Raw genomic sequence first — 21,387 nt, forward strand, 5'->3', positions numbered from 1 at the left:
GCGACAGGACCGGGGAGGACCACCCCGGATCGCCCCCGCCTCACGGAGGATGGACGGGTGACCGACACCGATCCGATCCTGCCGCGCCGCGTCCTGCCGAGCATCGGAGTCGGCGCCGTCGCCGCCGTGCTCGGCCTGCTCCCCTGGGTCGTCACCGGCATGCGACTGCCGCTGCAGAACCTCTGGGCGACCGAGACGACGGCGATGCCGTTCGCGCTCCTGCCCTTCAGCCAGTACGCGCTGACGCTGATCGTCGCGGTGCTCGTGACCGGCTGGGCGCTCGCCGGCCTCGCCGCGCGCCTCGGGCGGGCGCGGGGAGTGCATCCGGGAGCCGCCGCACTCGGCGTCGCCGTCGTGCAGCTGATCGCGCTCGTGCAGACCGCGGTCGTGGTCGCGGGCGGACTCGCGGAGGGGACGGCCTCGGACGTCTACCTGGCCGCCCTGGTCAGCGGCTCGGTCGCCGCGATCGCCGTCGGCGCGGTCGTGCTGCTGCTGATCGCCACGGCGCCCCGCCCCGGAGCCGCGATCGGGACCTCGCTCGCTGCGGTGGCCGCGGGGAGCTGGGTCACGGGCCTCGTCGCTCCGCTCAGCTCGGGAGGAACCGGTGTGGACCTGACGCTGCTCGACCTGGTGCAGTGGCTGCCCGGGATCCTCGCCGGGGCGGGTCTCGCGTGGTGCGGTCTCACCCTCCATCGGCCGGGTCGCCGCGTGGGTGGTGAGCCTGGCCGTCCTCTGGATCGGGCCGACCCTCTTCACGGCGGTGTCGGCGGCGGCCGGCTCGAGGGTGCTCGCGCAGTACCCGCTCGAGATGCTCGACTACGGGCAGCAGGTGTTCCGCACCGCGCTGCTCCTGCCGGCCGTGTCGCTCCGCACGCCGATCACCGCGCTCGTGGTGGGTGCCGTGGGCTTCGTGGTGCTGAGCGCGGTGGAGCGGCGTCGCTCGCAGGCGACCTCGCTGATCGAGTAGCCCTCGGAGAGAGCGTATCGAGATCGACGCCCTTTCCGGACGAGGGTCTCGATACGCCCCTGCCGGGGCTGCTCGACCAGCAGAGCGGTTCTCAGGACTCGAACCAGCCCCGGGGGTGGTGGTCGGCCGTCAGCGGCGTGCGCACCCGGGTCGGGCGCGCCCAGCGGACCGCGTTCGCCAGCACCCGCTTGATGTCGGGGTGGTGGTAGACGGGGTAGTCCTGGTCGCCGGGCGAGAAGTAGAACACCTTCCCGAGACCTCGCGCGTGTAGGTGACTCCCGAGCGGAACACCTCGCCGCCGGTGAACGTCGAGAGGAACACCGTCTCCTCCGGCACCGGGATGTCGAAGTACTCGCCGTACATCTCCTGCTGCGGGATCACGATCGGGCTCGGAACGCCCTGCGCGATCGGATGCGTCGGCGCGATGGTCCAGACCAGCTCCCGGTCCTGGTCGTTGCGCCACTTCAGCGAGCACGTCGTGCCCATCAGCGCCTGGAAGATCTTGGAGTAGTGGCCGGAGTGCAGCACCAGGATCCCCATCCCCTCCTGCACGTGCCGCAGCACGCGCTGCACCACCTCGTCCGACACCTCGCCGTGCGCGATGTGGCCCCACCACAGGAGCACGTCGGTGCGCGCGAGCGCCTCCTCGCTCAGTCCGTGCTCGGGCTCGGGGAGCGTCGCGGTGCGCACCGCGACCTGGTCGCCGAGCGACTCGGCGAGGCCGTCGGCGATCACGCGATGGATGCCCTCGGGGTAGTGCTTCATCACGGTCTCGTCGCCGCGGGTCTCGTGGCGGAACTCGTTCCAGACCAGGACCTCGACGGGACCGGTCGGAGTGGTCGCGGTGGTCGTCTCGAGAGCGCTCACGCGACCTCCACCTCCTTCTTCTCGGCCGCCGAGCGGTAGATCGCGTCGATCACGCGGCTGCGGTGCAGCGCGTACTCGCCGTAGTGGCCGGAGTAGCGGGGCTCGCCGGCCGCGATCTCGGCTCCCGACGCGATCGCGTCGAGGAACTCGGCGATCACCGAGCGGTGGTGGCCCGACGGCACCGGGATGCTGGGGCGCGAGGTGGTCGGTGCGCCGGCGACCTCGGAGTAGAGCGTGACGGTGCCCTCGGTCGCGTAGTCGGCGACGTGGAGGCGGGCGCCGCCCGCGGATCGAGGAGCTCGACCTCGATGTCCTCGTCGACCTTGGAGTAGCTGGCCCAGGAGGCGTCGAGCTGGAGGCTGCGCCCGTTGTCCAGACGCAGGAGCGCGCTGGAGAAGTCCTCCACCTCGAAGGCGTGGGTGCCGGTCGCGGCGACTCCGTACGGGCGGCCGCCGCGTCCAGGCGCCCGATCTCGCCGTACGCGACGGCCGAGACGCTGGTCACCCGCGGCTCGTCGAGCAGGTGCAGGGCGATGTCGAGCACGTGCGAGCCGAGGTCGATCAGCGGACCGCCGCCGGCCAGCGCCTTGCTCGTGAACCAGGAGCCGATGCCGGGGATGCCGGTGCGCCGCTGCCAGCTGGCACGGGCGTGGTAGACGTCGCCGAGCGGAGCGTCGTCGAGGTAGCGGCGCAGATAGGCGACATCCGCGCGGCGGCGGTGGTTGTAGGCGATCTCGAGCACGCGGTCGGCCGCCCGCGCGGCCTCGACCATCTCGGCGGCGAGGTCGGCGGTGGTCGCGAGCGGCTTCTCGCAGAAGACGTGCTTGCCGCTCTCGAGCGCGGCGACCGCGATGGGGTGGTGCAGGTGGTTCGGCACTCCGATCGGAGACGACGTCGAGGTCGTCGCGGGCGACGAGGTCCTCCCAGTCGGAGTAGAGGTCGGGGACGTCGCGCGTCGCGCCGAGTTCGCGCAGGCGCGCCTCCTCCTGACCGGCGAGGGCGACGACCCGCGCCCCCGGCAGGGCCTGGAGGCGTCGAGATGGGTGGTGCCGGCGAAGCCGAGGCCGACGACGCCGACCCGGAGCTCGGGGGTGATCTCTGTCATGCCCGAAGCCTAGTCGAATTGATTCGAGCGCTGGATAAACTCCGTGCGGCAGGCGGAGGAACGACGAGGGTCCGGGGCATGGCGCCGCGGAGGCCCGCGAGCGGACACGGGAGGGGTCCTCAGGGCGGGGCAGGGCCCGTCCCGAGTCCACTCGCGGACCGCCGACGCGGCGAGTGGGCGCGCGATGGGGTCTGCGGAACGAGCAGGGGCCGGTTCGCGTCCACTCGCCCGGCCCCTGCTGATCGAGTAGGTCGCGGAGCGGCCGTGCCGAGATCTGCGCGACCTGGGCACGGGGGTCTCGACTCGCGGCCTGCGGCCGCTACTCGACCAGCAGGGTCGGCGGCGGCTGCTCGACCAGCAGGAGGGCGGAGCCCTTACTCGACCAGCAGGAGGCCCGCTACGCGTCCGAGCGCAGCAGGCGCACCGCGATGTACTGGCGGCCCGGCAGGTCGATGCGGAAGCGGCCCGAGTACGTGCCCGGCAGCCGCTCCACCGCCATGCCCCACGTGTCGATCACGTCGACGGTGTACGAGACGTCGGGCTCGAGCAGGAAGCGGCGGTAGGTCGGCCGGTCGAAGCCGAAGTAGTACAGGTAGTACTCGCCCTCGACGCCTGCGCGGGGGATGTCCCAGTCGAGCGGGATCGGCTCGAGCCCCGCGGACGGCCCCTCCTCGAGGATGCGATCGAGGAACGCGATGCGAGACGGGCTCGTGCCGCGCAGCTCCCCGCCCTTCGCCCACCAGAGCACGTCGTCGGGGTGCACGTACGTCTCGCCGTGGCCCACGTAGCCGCCGCGCAGCGCCCCTCCCAGAAGCGGCGCACCAGCTCCTCGCCGGTGATGTTGCCCCAGCCCTGGTCGATGTCGCCCTCGTAGGCGCACTCGTCGATCACGACGGGCTTGCCCCAGCGGCGCCACTCCGTCGTCATCTCGGCGGTCTTGTAGACGTCCTGGCGCTGGATGCTTCGCGTGCGTGATCCAGGGCCGGGAGTAGTCGTAGAAGTCGCGGCAGTTGTGGATCGACAGCAGGTGCCGCGAGGGGTCGTCGGCCGTGACGATCCGCGCGAGGCGCTCCCAGTCCTCCTCCGTCTTCTCGAACAGGAGGTCGTACTCGTTGGCGAGCGACCACCAGACGTTCGCGTAGGACGCGAGCCGTGCCACGGCGTACCGCACGTAGCGGTCGTCGGCGACGGCGTCCATGGTCGAGAAGCCCCACCGGTCGTAGGCGTGGAAGAGGATCAGGTCGGCCTCGATGCCGACCTCCCCCAGCTGCTCGACGCGCCGCTCGAGGTGCGCCCAGAACTCCGGCGACGGCCGCTGCCAGTCGAAGCCCTGCTCCGGCGAGCCCTCGAACGGGTAGCGCTCGGGCTCGTTCTCGTTGAAGAGGTACGACTTGGGGAACACGCACATGCGGATCTTGGTGAAGGGCGCCTCGGCGAGGGTCGCGAGCGTGCGCTCCTCGAGCTCGTCGCCCTGGTGCGTCCACGCGTAGGCGGTGGTGCCGATCGGCCGGTGGCGGGTGCCGTCGGCGTGCGCGAAGTGGAAGGACCCCGCGACGCGCACCGGTCCGTGCCGGCCGTCCCGAGCAGCGGTCACCGACACCGAGCCGGTGACGCCGTCGAGCAGAGCGGGCGCTGCTGGAGGTGGTCCAGGCGTACTCCCCCACGGCCTCGGGCATCCAGCGCAGGCGGTACACCCCGTCGCCGTCGTAGAACCCCGGCACCCGGACCGAGCCGTCGGGGCCGTCGATCATCGCCGACAGCTCCACGTCGACGAACGGGTTGCCGTGCGACAGGCCGCGCAGCTCGAGCTCGAAGCGCTCGAAGACCGGCACCGACGCCGGTGCGAGCACCGCGGCCGACCCGAGCGGGATCTCCGCCCCCTCGTACGACGCGGAGGGCAGGACGAAGAGCTCCTGCTCGCGGAGGGGAGCGGGCTCCTCGGTGGGGATCGCCGCGATCTCGGCGAGGAGGGCCTCGCGAGCGGCCTCGTCGAGCGACTCCTCCGTGTCGACGACGAGGCCGATCGGATAGCTGTGCAGGGTGTGCAGGATCGACGAGCGCACCAGGCCCGGGAGGTGGCGCTCGACGACGGCGTGCCCGCGGGGGTCGTGCAGGACCTCGTACAGGCGCGTGGCCCGCGAGAAGCGCTCGGTGGTGGTGGCGTGCGGCACGGTCCAGCCCTTCACGGCGCCGGCGAAGGCACCCTCGACGAAGTAGCGCTGGAACATCAGGTAGACGATCAGCACGGGGAACACGGACATGATGGTGAAGGCGTTCAGCGGCCCGTAGGAGCTGGTGAACTGCGATTGGAAGCCCTGCAGCGCGAGCGGGATCGTCCACGAGTCCTGGCTCTGCAGGAGCGCCAGAGCGATGGAGTACTCGTTCCAGGTCGAGACGAAGTCGAGGATGAACAGCGCGGCCAGGGCGGGACGGGCCAGCGGCAGGATGATCGTCAGGAACAGGCGCCAGTTGCCGGCTCCGTCGATCCGCGCGCTCTCGTCGATCTCCTCCGGGATCTGACGGAAGAAGCCGTACAGGATGAAGGTCTGGTACGGCAGCCCGAACGCGATGTACGGCAGGATGATGCCGACGTTGGTGCTGAGCAGTCCCAGGCCGTTGATGACCTGGAAGAGCGGGGCGATGGCGACCTGGATCGGCACCATGGCGCCGAGGGCGATGATCCCCATCAGCAGGCGCTGACGGCGGAACCTCATGCGGGCCAGAGCGAAGGCGGCGGCCGCGGAGATGAACAGGCCCACGGGGACCTTGATCAGGGCGATGATCAGGCTGTTCCCGCCGGCGGTCAGCAGGTTGCCCCGGTCCAGCGCCTCGACGTAGTTGCCGAAGTCCGGCGACCACGGCGGGACGAACGCCGGGGTGCTGAAGATGTCGGCCTCGCTCTTGAGCGAGGTGAACACCATGAAGATCAGCGGCACGGCCCAGATCAGGACCGCGAAGACGAGGCCGATCCAGAGACCGGCTCGGACGAAGTCGCGGCCGCCGACGGGGCGCCGTTCGCGTTTCGGCGCCGCGACGAGTCCGGGGGCGCTGGTCGGGATGTCGTGACGCTCATGAGTTCTTCTCCTGACGTGCCGTCCAGACCATGTACGGGACGACGATGACGAGGGTGATCACGAGCAGGACCGTGGCGATCGCGTTGCCCTGCCCGTACTCGTGGTTGTTGAAGGACTGCTGGAACGACCAGAGCGCGAGCACCTGCGTCTGCTGCGCGGGGCCGCCTCCGGTCATGCCGACGATCAGGTCGAAGACCTTGATCGAGTTGATGATCGTGAGGACCACGACGATGACCGTCGTGGGCCGCAGCGCCGGCAGCGTGACGTTGCGGAACACCTGCCACGCGTTGGCGCCGTCGAGCCGGGCGGCCTCGACGTGGTCGGGCGAGACGCTCTGCAGGCCGGCGAGGAAGAGCACCATGTTCGTGCCCGCGATCTGCCAGACGAACGCCGCGAAGATCGAGTAGAGCGCCAGGTTCTTGTCGCCCAGCCACTGCACCTCGGCGAGCCAGGGCAGGTCGAACAGCTGCGCGAGGTTCACCCCGACGCCGTAGTTCGGGTTGTACATCCAGCGCCACATGTTCGCGATGGCGATCGGAGCGAGGACGCCCGGGATGTAGAACAGCGAGCGGAAGGCGTTGCGCCCGAAGAGCGGGCGGTTGAGCGCCAGGGCCATCACGAGGCCCAGGCCCACCGGGATGAGCAGCGACAGCACGACCCAGATGAGGGTGTTCGAGAAGGCGGTCCAGAAGACGGGGTCCTGGGTGAAGATGCGGACGTAGTTCTGGAAGCCCACGAAGACCTGGGGAGCGCCCTGGAAGCCGGTCCATTCGAAGAAGCTGAGCCGCACGGACTCCGAGCGAGGGGCCGACCACGAAGACGAGGTAGGCGGCGAGCGCCGGAGCCAGGAACGGCAGGGCGGCGAGGAAGCCGGTGCCGCCGAGGCGGGCGAGCGTCCGGCGCCGCTTCGGGCGGGGTGGCTCGGACCTCGTCGGCCGGGGGCGGGCGGGGGTGGATGTCGTCATGTCGGACCTCTCGGGCGTCTCGGACACGGGATCACGGGGGCGCCTCGCAGCGCGGGTCGGGCGGAGGAGGCGCGCTGCCGCCTCCGCCCGCTGCGTCACTGCTGGTCGAGGAACTTCTGGAACTCGGCGCCGGCGTCGGCCGGGTCGAGCTCGCCCGTCGCGACCAGGTTCTGGATGCGCCAGTACTCGGTGGTCTGCGACTGGGAGAGGTTCTGGTCGTTGTTCATGTAGACGCCGGTGGCCGCCTCCACGATCGGGGTCCACGAGGCGTCGAACTCGCTCTGGTCCTCGGCCTGCACGTCGACGTTGACCGAGCGGCTGCCGAAGGTCGCGATGAACTTCTGCTGCGCCTCGGGCGAGGTGAGGTAGTCGAGGAACTTCGCGGCCTCGTCGGGGTGCTCGGAGTTCGCCGAGATGTAGTTGTTCTCGTTGAAGCCGTAGATGCGCTCGGTGCCGGTCGGGAAGGCGAGATGCCCACCGAGTCCTCGCTCATGCCGTTGTCGCGGATCTGCTGGTTGAACCAGTCGCCCTCGATCGCCATCGCCGCCTTGCCGCTGAAGAACAGCGAGCTCGACTCGTCGTTGTTGATCGAGATGAAGCCCGGGTTCACGTAGTCGGCGGTCCAGGTCGCGAACTCGGTGAAGGTGTCGGTGACGCAGGACTCCTCCGACCAGTCGGCCTCACCCGTGACGAGCGCCTGGTAGCCGTCGGCTCCACTGGGTCTCGGGCAGGCTGTCCAGCAGGCGCATGACGTGCCAGTTGACGGTGCCGCCGAACTCGAAGGGCGTGATCCCGGCCGCCTTGAGCGCCGCCGCGTCCTCGACGAAGCTCGTCGTAGCTGGTGGGAGCCGCGTCGATGCCCGCCTCGGCGAAGAGGTCCTTGTTGTAGAAGACGGCCTCGGTGCGCTGGGTGTAGGGCACCCCGTCGTAGCCGCCGTACTGGGTGACGGTCGAGAGGGTGGTCTCGGAGAAGCGGTCGGCCCAGCCGTACTCGTCGTAGTACTCCTCGAGGTCCAGGCTCGCCCCGGCGTCGATGAACTCGCCGCCGAGGCCCGGTCCGGCCCACGAGGAAGAAGACGTCGGGAGCGCCGCTGGTGCCCAGCGTCGTGCGGAGGCGTCCTTGTGCGCGTCGACGGCCCGCTGCTCCACCTTCACGGTGATGTCGGGGTTGGCCGCCTCGAAGTCGGCGACGATCTCGTCGATCGTCGCGTTGGCGGAGTCGGCGGACTCGGTGAGCTTGAACCAGGTGATCTCGGTGGATCCGTCACCGGCGCCGCCGCCGGCGGAGCATCCGGTGAGGCCGGCCAGGAGGAGGGCACCCGTCACGAAGGCGACGGATCGAGGCAGAGCACGCATCTTCGCGTCCTTTCACTGCGCGACACCGCGGCGATGCGACGTCGACGTCTGGTCCGCCCCGAGCACGATTCGCATCGGCCCAGGCGGTGGATGGGAGATACGTTATCGATAACACATTCGGTCGGCAAGCAGTCCAACCGGTTGACCGATCACGATCGGATAACGGCTCCGGGACTCGTAGAGTGGGCCGCGGACGAAGCGGAGGGGGTGCCGATGCCTGGAGACGCCTCCTCCCGCGCGCGGCCGAGCATGGCCGACGTCGGACGCCGCGCCGAGGTCTCGGCCCAGACCGTCTCGCGCTTCTTCACCGGCGGCTACGTCGCCCCCGCGACCCGCGAGCGGATCGAGTCGGCCATCGCCGCGCTCGGCTACCGCCACGACCGCGTCGCCCGCAACCTGCGGGTGCAGAGCACCGACACCATCGGCTTCCTGGCGATGGGACCCCTCAACTACGGCAACGCCGAGCTGCTCACCGGAGTGAGCCGCGCCGCCCGCGCTACCGGCCTCTCGCTGATCACCGCGCTCCTGGACACGGATCCCGGGGTGCCGAGCTCGCCCGAGGAGGTGCGGCACGCGGTCGACAAGCTGCTCTCGTTCCAGGTCGACGGCATCATCGTCGGCACGCCGTACGAGGGCCTGGACGAGCTGCTCGACTACATCGCCGTCGGTCCCGTCGTGACCCGCTCCGAGCACGACAACGCCTCCGTCGACTCGACCTCCGCCGACTCGTTCGGCGCCGGCTACCTGGGGACGCGCCACCTGCTCGGGCTCGGGCACCGCCGGATCCTGCACCTCGCGGGTCCGCGCGACCGCAACGAGGCGGTCGAGCGGGAGCGCGGGTACCAGGCGGCGCTCGAGCGCGAGCGTCCCGCGCTCGAGGTGCTGCGCTGCCGCGAGGTGGGACGCGGGATCGGGCGCCGAGCACGCCCGGACCGTGGACCCGGAGTCGTTCACGGCAGTGTCGGCGGCCAACGACCAGATCGCGCTGGGATTCCTGCAGACGATGGCGGAGCGCGGCCGGATCGCGCCCGACGACTACTCGATCGTGGGCGTCGACGACATGCCCGACTCCGAGTACTTCTCGCCGCCGCTCACCACGATGCACCTCGACCACCAGGCGCTCGGCGAGACGGCGCTGCGGATGCTCGCGGAGCAGATCCGCGCGGGCGAGCGCCAGCAGCACCTCGGTGTCGGCGCGGCTGGTGGTGCGGCGCTCGACGCGGCGGCTCGCGCGCCGGCAGGGCGTGCTGCTGATCGAGCGGTGCGCGCAGCTCCCCTCACCTGCTGATCGAGCAGCCCGCGCAGCGGCGGTATCGAGATCCACCCCGCTGGACACGAGGGTCTCGATACGCGGCGTGCCGCCGCTACTCGACCAGCGGAAGGGGCGAAGGGGCAGTCGAGTCGACGCGAAACGGGGTCCGCAGAGCACGCGGGGCCCGTCACGAGTCCAGTCGCGGCCTGCAGGTGCGACGACTGGACGCGAAGCGGGGTCCGACGGATGCGCGCGACCCTGCTCGCGACGACTCGCGCCGCGAGCGACGCCCCCTCTGCACTGATCGAGTAGTCCGCGGAGCGGGCTGTGGCCGATCCACCCGCCGGGCACGGGGGTCTCGATCCGCGGCCTGCGGCCGCTACTCGACCAGCGGAGGGGGTCACGGCGGTGGCAGCATGGGGGAATGGGCGCACCCGGGAACGCGATCGACGACGACGAGGTGCTGCGGCGGCTGCCGAAGACGGAGCTGCACTGCCACTTCGCCTCCACCATGAGCGCGGCGCACCTGATCGCGTCGGCCGACCGGTACGGGGTCGAGCTGCCGTCCACCGATCCGGCGACGCTGTTCGACTTCGCGGACCTGCAGGAGTTCCTCGTCGCCTTCCGCGCCGCGCACCGGGTGCTGCGGACTCCGGCCGACCTCGCCACCGTCGCCTACGACGGAGTCCGCGCGGCGGCGGCGCGGGGTCTCCGCTACCGCGAGTACGCGATCAATCCGCAGTACTTCGCCGACGCGCACTACCTGGGCCGGGACGGCCTCGGCTACGCCGACGTGCTCGATCCGATCCTCGACGGGCTGAGGGCCGCCGAGGTCGACCTCGGAGGTGGGCTTCCGGATGGTCGTGGCCGTCAACCGGAGGAGTCGGCGAGCAGCGCCGTCGAGCTCGTCGAGACGGTGGGCCGCCACCCGCGCGAGGAGGTCGTCGCCCTCGGCATGGACGATCTGACGCCCGAAGGCACGGAGGATCCCGGCCGGTTCCGCGAGGCGTTCGCGCTCGCGCGCCGCTCGGGTCTCGCCCTCACCGCCCACGTCGGCGAGACGGACCGGTCCGAGCCCGACTCCGTCCGGATCGCGCTGGACGTGCTGCAGGTCGACCGCATCGACCACGGCTACCGGATCCTCGACGACCCGGCGCTGGTCGAACGGGCGCGAGATTCCGGCATCGGATTCACCACGACCCCGATCTCGACGACGATCTGCTCGGGCTGGACGCTCGATCCGGAGCTGCCGGATCGCGGCGATGGTGCGCGCCGGACTCCGGGTCACGGTGTCGACGGACGACGCGGTGTTCTTCCGCACCGACATTGTCCGCGAGTACCGCGAGGCCCTCCCAGCGCTGGGCCTCGGGATCGAGGACGCCTGCACGATCGCACGGAACGGAGTGGAGGCGGCGTTCCTCCCTCCGGAGCAGAAGGCGCGGCTGCGGGAAGAGTTCGATGCGGCGATCGCGGGGCTGCTGGGCGAGCGCGAAGGCGACTCGAAGCGCCCCGACCCGCAGAAGTAAGGCTCAGCGCAGCCGATCCGTCGCATCAGCGCGGATCGAGCCCCTCAGCCTTGGTTCTGCTGACGATCCAGCGGCAGGCGTGCCAGCAGGTCCGCGTGCCCGCGCACCCGCACGGCGTCGACGCCCGCGTCGTCGTCGAGCGAGATCAGCAGGATCTCGAGCCCGCGCCAGAAGGCCACGATCTCGCGGGCGAGCACGGGCACGTCCTCGGGCGTCACGCCCGACTCGGCGAGCGCCCGGCGCAGCTCCGGCTGCAGGAATTCGTCGAAGCGGCCGCGCATCGCCCGCCACTCCTCGGCCTGCTCGAACGCGGCGAGCCCGAAGACCTGGAAGAACAGGCGCAGGTACGGGCGGTTGCCGGCCGACGCGAGCGCCCTCCCACGCGCGGTCGAGCCGCTCGGCGAGCGGGCGCCCGGGCACGAGCAGCTCGTCGGCCGCGCGCCGCATGTCGGGGAAGCGCCGCGCGGCGCGCGACGAGCGCCTCGGACAGCAGCTCGGCGCGGGAGCCGAAGTAGTACAGCAGCATGCGGTTGTTGGAGTCGGCCGCGCGGGCCAGGGCGCGCAGCGAGACGTTCGCCACGCCGTGCTCCAGGATGTGGTCGACGATGCTCTCGAGCAGCAGCGCGCGCCTCGTCGAAGCGGTCGTCATCGCGTCGCTCCCCTCGGCCGGACCCGCGTCAGCGTATCGGCAAGGGGGGACGCGGGCGTCGAGCCGTGGTGTATCCATGTGCAGGAGCACGACGCAGCACCGGAGGGGGACGCGATGGCACCGCCTCGCAGGAAGGCCACGCTCGTGGCCGTCGCCGAGCGCGCCGGAGTGTCGCTGAAGACCGCGTCGAACGTCGTCAACGGCACCGGCCGCATGGCCGACGAGACCCGCCAGCGCGTGCGGGCAGCGGTGGACGAGCTGGGCTACACCGTCAACGTCGCCGCGAGGAACCTCACGCGCGGGCGCACCGACTCCGTCACCCTCGCGGTCCCCAGCTCAGGGCCGCCTACCTGGCCGAACTGGCCGAGGTCGTCGTCGACACCGCGCGCCGGAGGGATCTCGTCGTCTACGTGACGACGTATCCGGACGAGGGCCGCACCGGCTCCGCGCAGGCTGCTGCAGCAGTTCAACTCGCAGCTCACCGACGGCCTGCTGCTCTCGCTGTCGGAGCACGAGACGCTCGATCGCGAGGCGCTGGACGTGCCGTACCCGCTCGTCTGCCTCGGCTCGCGGAACACCTACGGTCTGACCGATCGGGTGACCACGGACGACGTCGACGACGCCCGCACCGCCACCGCGCACCTGCTCGAGCGGGGCAGCACGTCGATCGCGGTGGTGGGCGCGCACGTGCCGTTCGACGCCGCGAGCATCGGAGCCGCCCGCGAGGGCAACGCGGAGCTGCGGCTGCGCGGCGTGCTCGAGGAGGTGCGGGCGTCGGGGACGCGTGCTGGATCCGCGGCTGGTCGGCGTCTCGGGCTACGACTGGACGATCGGCTCGGGGTTCCGCGTGACGCGCGACCTCGTCGAGTCGGGGATCCCGTTCGACGGCCTGGTGTGCCTGAACGACGGCCTCGCCATCGGAGCGGTCTCGGCCCTGCGCGAGGGCGGGCTGCGGATCCCCGAGGACGTCCAGGTCATCGGCTTCGACGACGTCGAGGAGTCGGCGTACCTGAATCCGCCCCTCACGACGATGGACTCGCGGATCGCGTGGATCGCCGAGACGGCGCTGGACCGGCTGATCGCCCGCATCGACCGCGAGGCGGGGCCGACGACGACCGACTACGGCCACTCGCGGGTCATCGAGCGCGCCACGACGAGGCCCGGCGGAAAACGCTTCTTGCGGTCGGAGCATCCCGCGGTCTAGATTCGCCCCCGTGGTACAGCGCTGTACCACGCAGGACCTGCGATGACGGAGGACTCCCTTGACCCGCTCGATCGACCGATCGACCACCCGCCCGGCGACGAGCCCGGCGCTCCGATGGCGGAACGGCGTCCTCGCCGCCGCTCGGGCCTCCCAGCCCGACCACCCGGTGATCTCCGCTCCCGCTGCGATGATCCTCGCCGTCGCCGGTGCTTCCGCCGCGGACTCCCCCGCCGCTGCGCTCCCCTCTCTGCGGCCGCCGGCGCCTCACGCGCCCTTCCGCAGCCGCTGCGCTGACCTCCTCACCGCTCGCGCTCGGACCCCCGAGCGCGCTCCCCGCCGTCCCCGGACGGGGCGGATCCCACCCCGATCCGCCCGTTCCGACGGCCTCCACGACCCGCCAGACACCCTGCACCCACCACCAGCACCTGCATCACAGACAAGGAACAGACACCGTGCGAACTCTCTCCAAGAAGGTCACGACCGCCGTCGCCGTCGCCCTCCCGCTCGCCCTCGCCCTGACGGCCTGCTCCGGCGGAGGCTCGTCCTCCGGCGGCGACGGCGGAGGGGACGGGGACAACACCCTGACCGTCTGGGCCTGGGACCCGGCGTTCAACATCGCCGCGCTCGAGGAAGGCCGAGAAGATCTACCAGAAGGACAACCCCGACTTCTCGCTCGACATCATCGAGACGCCGTGGGAGGACCTGCAGCCCAAGCTCACGACCCTCGCCCAGTCGCGGCAGTACGAGGAGCTGCCCGACATCTTCCTCATGCAGAACAACGCGTTCCAGAAGAACGCGCTCAACTTCCCCGAGATCTTCAGCGAGATCTCGACCGACGCCGTCGACTTCTCGGAGTTCCCCGAGGCCGTCACCGCGTACTCCACCGTCGACGGCGTGAACTACGGCGTCCCGTTCGACTCCGGCACCGCGGTCACCGCGCTGCGCACCGACGTCCTCGAGGCGGCCGGGTACACCGTCGCCGACTTCACCGACATCACCTGGGACGAGTTCCTGACCAAGGGCAAGGATGTCCTCGCGAAGACCGGCTCGCCGCTGCTGTCGGGCCAGGCGGGCTCCGCCGACATGATCATGATGATGCTGCAGAGCGCGGGAGCGAGCCTCTTCGACGACGAGGGCATGCCCACGATCAGCGACAACGACGCGCTGCTCAGCGCAATCGACACCTACAAGCAGCTCGTCGAGTCGGGCGTCTTCGTCGAGGTCAACTCGTGGGACGAGTACCTCGGCACCTTCGTGAACGGCTCGGTCGGCGGCACGATCAACGGCATCTGGATCGTCGGATCCATCCAGGCGGCCGAGGACCAGGCCGGCAAGTGGCAGGTCACCAACGTCCCGTCGCTCGACAGCGTCGACGGTGCGACCAACTACACCGCCAACGGCGGATCGTCGTGGACGATCAGCTCGAACGCCGACGTCGACCTCGCGACCGACTTCCTCGCGTCGACCTTCGCCGGCTCGACCGAGCTGTACGACACGATCCTCCCGGCCACCGGCGCCGTCGCCAACTGGCTCCCCGCCGCGTCCTCGGCCGCGTACGAGCAGCCCAGCGAGTACTTCGGCGGACAGCCGATCTTCTCGGAGGTCGCGCAGTTCGGCGCCGAGGTGCCCAGCAACAACACCGGTGCGTACTACTACGAGGGCCGCGACTCCGTCAGCGCGGCGATCACGCAGATCATCGGAGGCGCCGACCCGGCCAAGGCGCTCGAGGAGGCGCAGGCGAACGTCGAGTTCGCGATGAGCTGACCGCAAGGGCCTCGCTGAACACGATCCCGCGTGCTCCGCTCGTCCTGATCGCACGATCTGCGGCGTCGCGAATCTCGTCCAATGCCCCGCATTGGCCTTCGATCCGCTCCTTGCAGCTCGCACGATCAGGCCGTGCTCGCGACGGCGGTCTCGTGTCCAGCAGGCCCTCGGCCGGCCGGGGCGCGAGCCCCGGCCCGGCCCCCTCTCCCCCTCCTCCTGCAGATTGCGAGCACCCCGTGACGACCTCCGCGCCACCGCGCACCCGACCCCGCACTCCTCCGCAGAGGCAGCGCGACTCCCGCCGACCCGTGAGGATGACCGGCGAGCGCCGCCGCAGCCTCACCGGCTGGGCGTTCCTCCTGCCGGCCTCGCTGCTGATCCTGCTGGTCAGCTTCCTGCCGATGGCGCAGGCGTTCCTGCTCTCGCTGCAGACCGGACGCGGCGCGAACCTCTCGTTCGCGCAGCCCTTCTGGCTCAACTACGAGCGGCTGCTGCAGGACGAGATCTTCCGCCTGACGCTGCAGAACACCTTCATCTACCTGCTCATCCAGGTGCCGGTGATGCTGATCATGGCGCTGGTGCTCGCCAACCTGCTCAACGACCGCACGCTGAAGTACAAGACCTTCTGGCGCACCGCGATCTTCCTGCCCTGCGCCGTCTCACTCGTCGCGTACTCGCTGGTGTTCCGCACGATCTTCGCGAACGACGGCTTCGTCAACGACGTGCTGCTGGGAATCGGCCTGATCGACGGCCCGATCAACTGGCTCGGCAACCCCGAGACCGCGCGCTTCGTCATCATCCTCGGACTGCTCTGGCGCTGGACCGGCTACAACATGGTCTTCTACCTGGCGGCCCTGCAGAACGTCGACTACTCGAGCATCGAGGCGGCGAAGATGGACGGCGCGAGCTCGCTGCAGACCTTCTTCCACGTCACGATCCCGCAGCTGAAGCCGATCATCCTGCTCACCGCGATCATGTCGACGAACGGCACCCTGCAGCTCTTCGACGAGTCGTGGGCGCTGACCCGGGGCGGACCGGCGTACACGACCATGTCGATGTCGCACTACCTCTACGAGGTCTCGTTCCTCAAGAACCCGAACTTCGGCTACGCGTCGGCACTGTCCTACGTGATCCTCATCCTCGTCGCGGTCCTCGCGTTCGCCCAGCTGAAAGTCGGTGACAAGCGTGACTGACCCCGCCCGCACCCTCCCCGTGACGGACCCCGTCCTCTCGCTCCCCGAGACGGAGTCCTCTGGGCCCACGACCCCGCCCAAGCGCTCGGTCCCGGTGGCCTCGCGCCTGCGCGCGGTGCCGAAGTACGCGTTCCTGACGGTCTTCGCGATCTTCTCGATCTTCCCGCTGTACTTCATGGCCGTCTCGGCGACCAACACCAGCCAGGACGTGCTCGACTCGCGGATGCTGCCCGGCACGCAGCTGTTCGAGAACTTCGCCAAGCTCTCGGGGCTGCAGGACGTCGGCGGAGCGATGTGGAACTCCGCCACCGTCGCCATCGGCACCACGATCCTCGCCCTGATCGTCTGCTCGATCGCCGGCTACGGCTTCGAGGTCTTCCACTCGCGGGGCAAGGACCTCGTGATGGCGATCCTCCTGATCGCGATCATGATCCCGTTCGCGGCGACCATGATCCCGCTCTTCCAGGTCTTCGCCGAGGTCGGGATGGTCAACTCGCTCGCCGCGGTCATCATCCCGGCGATCTCGACCCCGTTCCTGATCCTGCTGTTCCGCCAGGCGTCGCGCTCGTTCCCCTACGAGATCATCGAGGCCGCCCGGATCGACGGAGGTGAGCGAGCTGGGCATCTTCGCCCGCATCTACCTGCCGTCGATGAAGTCGACCTACGCGGCCGCCGCCGTCATCACCTTCATGACCGCCTGGAACAACTTCCTCTGGCCCAAGGTGATCCTGGTCAACAACGACTTCCAGACCATGCCGATGCTGATCTCGAACCTCGCCGCCGGGTACGTGACCGACTACGGAGTGCTGATGCTGGCCGTGCTGCTGGCCTCGGTGCCGACGATGGTCGTCTTCATGATCCTGCAGCGCTCGTTCGCCGAGGGCATCACGGGGGCGATCAAGTGAGCCTCGCGCACGAGGCTCGGCCCGCCGCCCCGGCCGCCCCGGGCTTCGACCCCTCGCGGCTGTCCGACCCGGGCTACTTCGCCGAGAACCGGCGCCCGCCCCACTCCGATCACCGCTGGTTCCGGTCGGTGGACGAGGCCGCGACGGGCGTCAGCTCGTTCGAGCAGTCGCTGAACGGGCTCTGGCGGATCCACTACTCGCCCGACCTCGCGGGCACGGTCCCCGGGTTCGAGCAGCCGGACTTCGACGCTGCCGGCTGGGACACCATCCCGGTCCCCGCGCACATCCAGCTGCACGGCTACGACCGCCCGCAGTACGTGAACACGCAGTACCCGTGGGACGGGCACGAGGACCTCGCGCCCGGGCAGGCTCCGCAGCGCTTCAATCCAGTCGCGTCGTACCGGACGGTGTTCACCCTCGACGCGCCGCCGGCGCCGGGCGAGCGGATCGCGCTGGACGTGCGCGGCGCCGAGAGCGCCATCGCGCTCTGGCTGAACGGCCGCTGGCTCGGCTTCTCGGCCGACAGCTTCTCGCCGGCCGAGTTCGACCTCACCGAGCTGCTGGTCGCGGGCGAGAACGTGCTCGCCGCACAGGTGGTCAAGTGGAGCGCCGGATCGTGGCTCGAGGACCAGGACTTCTTCCGCTTCTCGGGGATCTTCCGCGACGTTGTGCTGCTGCGCCGGCCGCGGACGCACCTCGAGGACCTGCGCGTGAGCACTCTCGTCGAGGACGGGTCGGCCGAGATCGTCGTCGAGCCGAGCCTCGACGGCGAGGGCACGGCGGTCGTCGAGCTCGAGGGAGTCGGAGTGCTGCGGCAGGACGAGGACGGGCGCCACCGCATCCGGCTGGCCGACCCGCGGCTGTGGAGCCCCGAGGACCCGCACCTGCACCGCCTCGTCGTGCGCGTGCACGATGCGGAGGGCGCCGAGACGGAGGTGGTGCCGCAGTCGGTGGGCCTCCGCCGCTTCGCGATCGAGGACGGAGTGCTGAAGCTCAACGGCCGCCGCGTCGTGTTCTTCGGAGTGAACCGGCACGAGTTCGGCGCGAACGGGCGCGTCGTCACGCGCGAGCAGACCGAGGAGGATCTGCGGATCCTCAAGCGCGCGGGCGTGAACGCGATCCGCACCAGCCACTACCCCAACAACTCCTTCTTCTACGAGCTCGCCGACGAGTACGGGTTCCTGGTGGTCGACGAGATGAACCTCGAGACGCACGGGGTGTGGGACCGGGTCCGCTACCTCGATGCTCCGCTCGAGGACGCGGTGCCGGGCGACGACGGCCGCTGGGCCGCCGCGCTGCGCGACCGCGCGACGAGCCTCGTCGAGCGCGACAAGAACCACCCGAGCGTGGTGATGTGGTCGCTGGGCAACGAGTCGTTCGGCGGCAGTGTGCTGCGCGACCTGGCGGACTGGTTCCGCGAGGTCGACGACCGCCCCGTGCACTACGAGGGCGTGCACTGGGACTCCCGCTACCCCGACACGACCGACGTCGTCAGCCAGATGTACACGCCGGCCGCCGAGGTCGAGGAGTACCTGCGCGAGCACCGCGACAAGCCGTTCGTGCTGTGCGAGTACGCGCACGCCATGGGCAACTCCTTCGGCGCGGTCGACCGCTACCTCGACCTGGCCGACCGCGAGCCGCTGTTCCAGGGCGGTTTCATCTGGGACTTCGCGGACCAGGCGATCGCGATGGTCGACCGGCACGGCGTGCCCTTCTTCGGCTACGAGGGCGACCACGGCGAGGCGCCGCACGACGGCGACTTCAGCGGCAACGGCATCCTGTTCGCCGACCGCGCGCCGACGCCGAAGCTGCAGGAGGTCGCGTTCCTCTACCAGCCGTTCCGGATCGAGATGACCCAGGAGGGGATCGCGATCGAGAACCGACTGCTGTCGACTCCGTCGTCGGACTTCGACGCGGTCGTCGTGCTGCGGCGCGAGGGCCGCGTGCTGGCCGAGCAGACGCTCGAGACCGCGGTGCAGCCGGGTGAGCGCGGGGTCCTCGCGAGCCCGGTGCCGGTGCCCGAGCTGCCGGGCGAGTACACGCTCGACGTCGAGCTGCGGCTGGCGTCGTCGACGCGCTGGGCCCCGGCCGGGCACGTCGTGGCCCGCGGCCAGCGCGTGCTCGAGGTGAAGGGTCGACCGCACCCCGAGCGGCACCCGCGGCCCGAGGTCGTCGAGGGCACGCACAACGTGGGCGTGCGCGGCGAGGGCTTCAGCGTCCTCTTCTCGCACCTGCACGGCGGACTGCAGTCGTACCGCTGGGGCGGCGGGCCGGAGGGCGGGCGCGAGCTGCTCGACTCGATGCCGATGCCGTCGTTCTGGCACGCGCCCACGTCGAACGAGCGCGGCTGGGGTGGTCCGTTCGAGGACGGCCAGTGGCTGCTCGCGAGCCGGTACGCCCGTGCGGCGGGCGGGGCGCTGCGGACCGCGCGCGTCTCCTCCGACGACTCGGCCGTCACCGTGGGCTTCACCTACGAGCTGCCGACGACGCCGCGCACCACCTGCGACGTCGACTACCGGGTGACCGGCGACGGGCGGATCGAGGTGACCGTCGCGATGGACGTGCCGGACGGCCTGCCGGATCTGCCCGAGTTCGGGATGCAGTGGACGACGGGCGCCGACGCGCACCGCCTCCGCTGGTACGGCGACGGACCCGACGAGTGCTACTCCGACCGCCGCCTCGGCGCGCGACTGGACGTCTGGGAGAGCGACGTGGCGCGGGAGCTGACCCCTTACCTCAAACCCCAGGAGTCGGGCAGCCGCACCGGGGTGCGCTGGGCCGAGGTGACCGGCGACGACGGCTGGGGGTTGCGTCTCGACTGCGACGGCGGGATGGAGTTCTCGGCGCTGCACTGGACCCCGTTCGAGGTCGAGAACGCGCGGCACCCGAACGAGCTGCCGCCCGTGCAGCGCACGGTGCTGCGGCCGGCGCTGGTGCGGCGCGGAGTGGCGGGCGACGACTCCTGGGGTGCGCGGACGCATCCGGAGTACCTGGTGCGGCCGCGCGACGGCCGTCTGGAGTTCCGCTTCGGAGTGTCGGGGGTGTCGGGAGGCTGACGCGCGGCCCTCGCTCCGCTACGGTGAACCGACTGGTTCAGATCGCCGCTCGTCCCTCAGGGACGGGCGGCGATCGCCGTACTCGACGAAGGGATGCGCATGCCGAAGAGGATCGTTCTGGGAGTGTTCGAGGCGGGGACCCCGCACGTCGGCGGCACCATCAGCTGGTCGCACGAGCGCAGCCGCGACGGCGACTTCCGCGACATCGAGTACTGGATGCGCATGGCGCGGCTGCTGGACGACGCCGGCTTCGACTTCCTCTTCTTCGCGGGCGGCTCCTTCGGCTACTCCTCCCGCCGCGGCGAGCTCTCGACGACGCTCATCGAGGCGGGCATGACCTTCGCGCTCGACGGGGCGTACATCATCCCCGCCCTCGCGGTCGTGACGGAGCGGCTGAACTTCGTGGTCACCTCGACCACCGGAGCCGATCACCCACTGCACGCGGTGCGCAAGTTCTCGACGCTGGACCACGTGACGCGCGGCCGCATCGGCTGGAACATCGTCACCGGCGCCTCCCAGAACACGATGGCCGCGATGCTCGGCCAGCCGATGGTGCCGCACGACGAGCGCTACCGGGCGGCGCAGGAGTACGTCGACGTGACGTACTCGTTCTGGGAGGGCGGGCTCGACGACGACGTCATCGTGCTCGACCACGAGAACGGGGTCTTCGCGGATCCGACCCGGATCCGTCCGGTGTCGTTCGAGGGCGAGTTCTACCGCTCCGAGGGGTACCACACGCTGCCGCCGTCGCCGCAGCGCTCTCCCTGCTGTTCCAGGCGGGCACCTCTCCCGTGGGCCGGGCGTTCGCGGCGAAGAACGCGGAGTGCGTGTTCGTGCAGGGATCGACGTACGCGAAGGTGGCGTCGGACATCGCGGACATCCGTCGACGGGCCGCCGAGAACGGGCGCGACCCGGCGTCGCTCAAGGTGATGGTGGGGGTGACGGTCGTGGTCGGCGAGACCTCGGAGGACGCGGCGCGGCTCCGGGCCGAGTTCGACGCGCTGCAGACCGACGAGCTGGCCGCCCACTACTACGCGGGCAACACCGGAGTGGACCTGCTGCAGTACGACCCCGACCGCACGCTCGCCGAGCAGCTCGTGCTCGACGACCAGGCGGAGCAGATGGGCACGAGCAACATCGAGCGGTTCCTCCGCCGCCCGGACGGCACGGCGCCGACGGTGCGCGAGATCCTCGACGAGCTCAAGGGCAAGGGCACCCGCGGCTTCGCGGTGACGGGCTCGCCCACCGAGGTGGCCGACGAGCTCGAGCGGATGATGGACGAGACCGACCTCGACGGGATCATGCTCGAGGCGGTGTTCGGCATCGCATCGCTCTCGGACTTCGTGACCCTGGTGCAGCCGGAGCTGCGCCGCCGCGGCCGCCTCGACCCGGAGCCGGTCGGCGCGACCTTCCGCGAGCGCATGCTCGGCACGGGTCCGCACCTGGCTCCCGAGCACCACGCGGCGTCCTTCCGGCCGGCGGGCGCCGAGTAGTCCTGTCCGCAA

General features: G+C 70.6%; 12 protein-coding genes and 9 pseudogenes. 11 read left to right on the forward strand and 10 right to left on the reverse strand.

Annotated features, from left to right (window positions below):
• The first annotated feature begins 57 nt into the window (after nucleotides 1-57).
• On the forward strand, nucleotides 58-1,176 hold the full coding sequence (locus AC0CII_RS12280) for a hypothetical protein (protein ID WP_465229590.1): 1,119 nt from the start codon (nucleotides 58-60) through the stop codon (nucleotides 1,174-1,176).
• Here the strand turns inward: AC0CII_RS12280 and AC0CII_RS12285 are convergent.
• The 8 genes and pseudogenes from AC0CII_RS12285 to AC0CII_RS12320 form a co-directional block, all read right to left on the reverse strand.
• A pseudogene (locus AC0CII_RS12285) lies at nucleotides 1,059-1,732 on the reverse strand (ThuA domain-containing protein). The gene AC0CII_RS12280 and the pseudogene AC0CII_RS12285 sit on opposite strands and share 118 nt — an antisense overlap.
• A 645-nt stretch (nucleotides 1,733-2,377) precedes the next feature.
• Nucleotides 2,378-2,938, reverse strand: a pseudogene (locus AC0CII_RS12290) (Gfo/Idh/MocA family protein); the annotation flags it as partial.
• A 397-nt stretch (nucleotides 2,939-3,335) separates the two neighbouring features.
• Nucleotides 3,336-4,538, reverse strand: coding sequence for a DUF5605 domain-containing protein (locus tag AC0CII_RS12295; protein WP_465230888.1), 1,203 nt, complete (start codon nucleotides 4,536-4,538; stop codon nucleotides 3,336-3,338).
• 94 nt (nucleotides 4,539-4,632) lie between these two features.
• A pseudogene (locus AC0CII_RS12300) lies at nucleotides 4,633-5,859 on the reverse strand (ABC transporter permease subunit); the annotation flags it as partial.
• Between the two features lie 148 nt (nucleotides 5,860-6,007).
• Nucleotides 6,008-6,802, reverse strand: coding sequence for a carbohydrate ABC transporter permease (locus AC0CII_RS12305; RefSeq protein ID WP_465229591.1), 795 nt, complete (start codon nucleotides 6,800-6,802; stop codon nucleotides 6,008-6,010).
• Between the two features lie 270 nt (nucleotides 6,803-7,072).
• Entirely contained in the window at nucleotides 7,073-7,228 is a 156-nt protein-coding gene (locus AC0CII_RS12310) for a hypothetical protein (RefSeq protein WP_465229592.1), read from the reverse strand.
• A gap of 84 nt (nucleotides 7,229-7,312) precedes the next feature.
• Nucleotides 7,313-7,651 (reverse strand): annotated as a pseudogene (locus AC0CII_RS12315) (extracellular solute-binding protein); the annotation flags it as partial.
• Nucleotides 7,584-8,333 (reverse strand): extracellular solute-binding protein, encoded by a 750-nt coding sequence (locus AC0CII_RS12320; RefSeq protein WP_465229593.1) that lies wholly within the window; start codon nucleotides 8,331-8,333, stop codon nucleotides 7,584-7,586. The pseudogene AC0CII_RS12315 and the gene AC0CII_RS12320, both read right to left, overlap by 68 nt.
• 249 nt (nucleotides 8,334-8,582) lie before the next feature.
• Here AC0CII_RS12320 and AC0CII_RS12325 point away from each other — a divergent pair.
• From AC0CII_RS12325 to AC0CII_RS12340, 4 genes and pseudogenes are all read left to right on the forward strand, one after another.
• A pseudogene (locus AC0CII_RS12325) lies at nucleotides 8,583-9,179 on the forward strand (LacI family DNA-binding transcriptional regulator); the annotation flags it as partial.
• Nucleotides 9,169-9,621: pseudogene (locus AC0CII_RS12330) on the forward strand (substrate-binding domain-containing protein); the annotation flags it as partial. The pseudogenes AC0CII_RS12325 and AC0CII_RS12330, both read left to right, overlap by 11 nt.
• 388 nt (nucleotides 9,622-10,009) lie before the next feature.
• Nucleotides 10,010-10,807: pseudogene (locus AC0CII_RS12335) on the forward strand (adenosine deaminase family protein); the annotation flags it as partial.
• 40 nt (nucleotides 10,808-10,847) lie between these two features.
• The gene (locus tag AC0CII_RS12340; RefSeq protein ID WP_465229594.1) at nucleotides 10,848-11,111 is read left to right on the forward strand and encodes a hypothetical protein; all 264 of its coding nucleotides are present in this window, start codon (nucleotides 10,848-10,850) and stop codon (nucleotides 11,109-11,111) included.
• Between the two features lie 44 nt (nucleotides 11,112-11,155).
• On the opposite strand, the gene AC0CII_RS12345 is transcribed toward AC0CII_RS12340, so the two are convergent.
• Both AC0CII_RS12345 and AC0CII_RS12350 read right to left on the reverse strand, forming a co-directional pair.
• A complete protein-coding gene (locus AC0CII_RS12345; RefSeq protein ID WP_465229595.1) occupies nucleotides 11,156-11,392 on the reverse strand; it encodes a hypothetical protein in 237 nt (78 codons plus the stop codon).
• Nucleotides 11,326-11,838, reverse strand: coding sequence for a TetR/AcrR family transcriptional regulator (locus AC0CII_RS12350; RefSeq protein ID WP_465229596.1), 513 nt, complete (start codon nucleotides 11,836-11,838; stop codon nucleotides 11,326-11,328). The genes AC0CII_RS12345 and AC0CII_RS12350 overlap by 67 nt, the downstream gene beginning before the upstream one ends.
• On the opposite strand from AC0CII_RS12350, the gene AC0CII_RS12355 reads away from it, so the two are divergent.
• From AC0CII_RS12355 to AC0CII_RS12380, 6 genes and pseudogenes are all read left to right on the forward strand, one after another.
• Nucleotides 11,839-12,174 carry a LacI family DNA-binding transcriptional regulator gene (locus AC0CII_RS12355; RefSeq protein ID WP_465229597.1) on the forward strand — a complete coding sequence of 112 codons (336 nt, stop codon included), beginning with the start codon at nucleotides 11,839-11,841 and terminating at the stop codon, nucleotides 12,172-12,174. It begins immediately after the preceding gene.
• A gap of 319 nt (nucleotides 12,175-12,493) precedes the next feature.
• A pseudogene (locus AC0CII_RS12360) lies at nucleotides 12,494-12,964 on the forward strand (substrate-binding domain-containing protein); the annotation flags it as partial.
• Between the two features lie 681 nt (nucleotides 12,965-13,645).
• On the forward strand, nucleotides 13,646-14,728 hold the full coding sequence (locus tag AC0CII_RS12365) for an extracellular solute-binding protein (RefSeq protein WP_465230889.1): 1,083 nt from the start codon (nucleotides 13,646-13,648) through the stop codon (nucleotides 14,726-14,728).
• A 314-nt stretch (nucleotides 14,729-15,042) separates the two neighbouring features.
• Complete coding sequence (locus AC0CII_RS12370; protein ID WP_465227548.1) at nucleotides 15,043-15,921, forward strand: carbohydrate ABC transporter permease; 879 nt, start codon at nucleotides 15,043-15,045, stop codon at nucleotides 15,919-15,921.
• The gene (gene lacZ, locus AC0CII_RS12375) at nucleotides 15,914-19,882 is read left to right on the forward strand and encodes a beta-galactosidase, LacZ type (RefSeq protein WP_465229598.1); all 3,969 of its coding nucleotides are present in this window, start codon (nucleotides 15,914-15,916) and stop codon (nucleotides 19,880-19,882) included. The genes AC0CII_RS12370 and lacZ overlap by 8 nt, the downstream gene beginning before the upstream one ends.
• 222 nt (nucleotides 19,883-20,104) lie before the next feature.
• Nucleotides 20,105-21,375: pseudogene (locus tag AC0CII_RS12380) on the forward strand (NtaA/DmoA family FMN-dependent monooxygenase).
• The last annotated feature ends 12 nt before the right edge of the window (nucleotides 21,376-21,387 follow it).

Source organism: Rathayibacter sp. AC182, assembly GCF_979253875.1.

Excerpts from the sequence above, each read along its gene's own strand:
- AC0CII_RS12320 (WP_465229593.1), bottom strand. The coding sequence starts at position 8,333 with ATGCGTGCTCTGCCTCGATCCGTCGCCTTCGTGACGGGTGCCCTCCTC.
- AC0CII_RS12340 (WP_465229594.1), top strand. The coding sequence starts at position 10,848 with ATGGTGCGCGCCGGACTCCGGGTCACGGTGTCGACGGACGACGCGGTG.
- AC0CII_RS12345 (WP_465229595.1), bottom strand. The coding sequence starts at position 11,392 with ATGCGCGGCCGCTTCGACGAATTCCTGCAGCCGGAGCTGCGCCGGGCG.
- AC0CII_RS12350 (WP_465229596.1), bottom strand. The coding sequence starts at position 11,838 with ATGGATACACCACGGCTCGACGCCCGCGTCCCCCCTTGCCGATACGCT.
- AC0CII_RS12370 (WP_465227548.1), top strand. The coding sequence starts at position 15,043 with ATGACCGGCGAGCGCCGCCGCAGCCTCACCGGCTGGGCGTTCCTCCTG.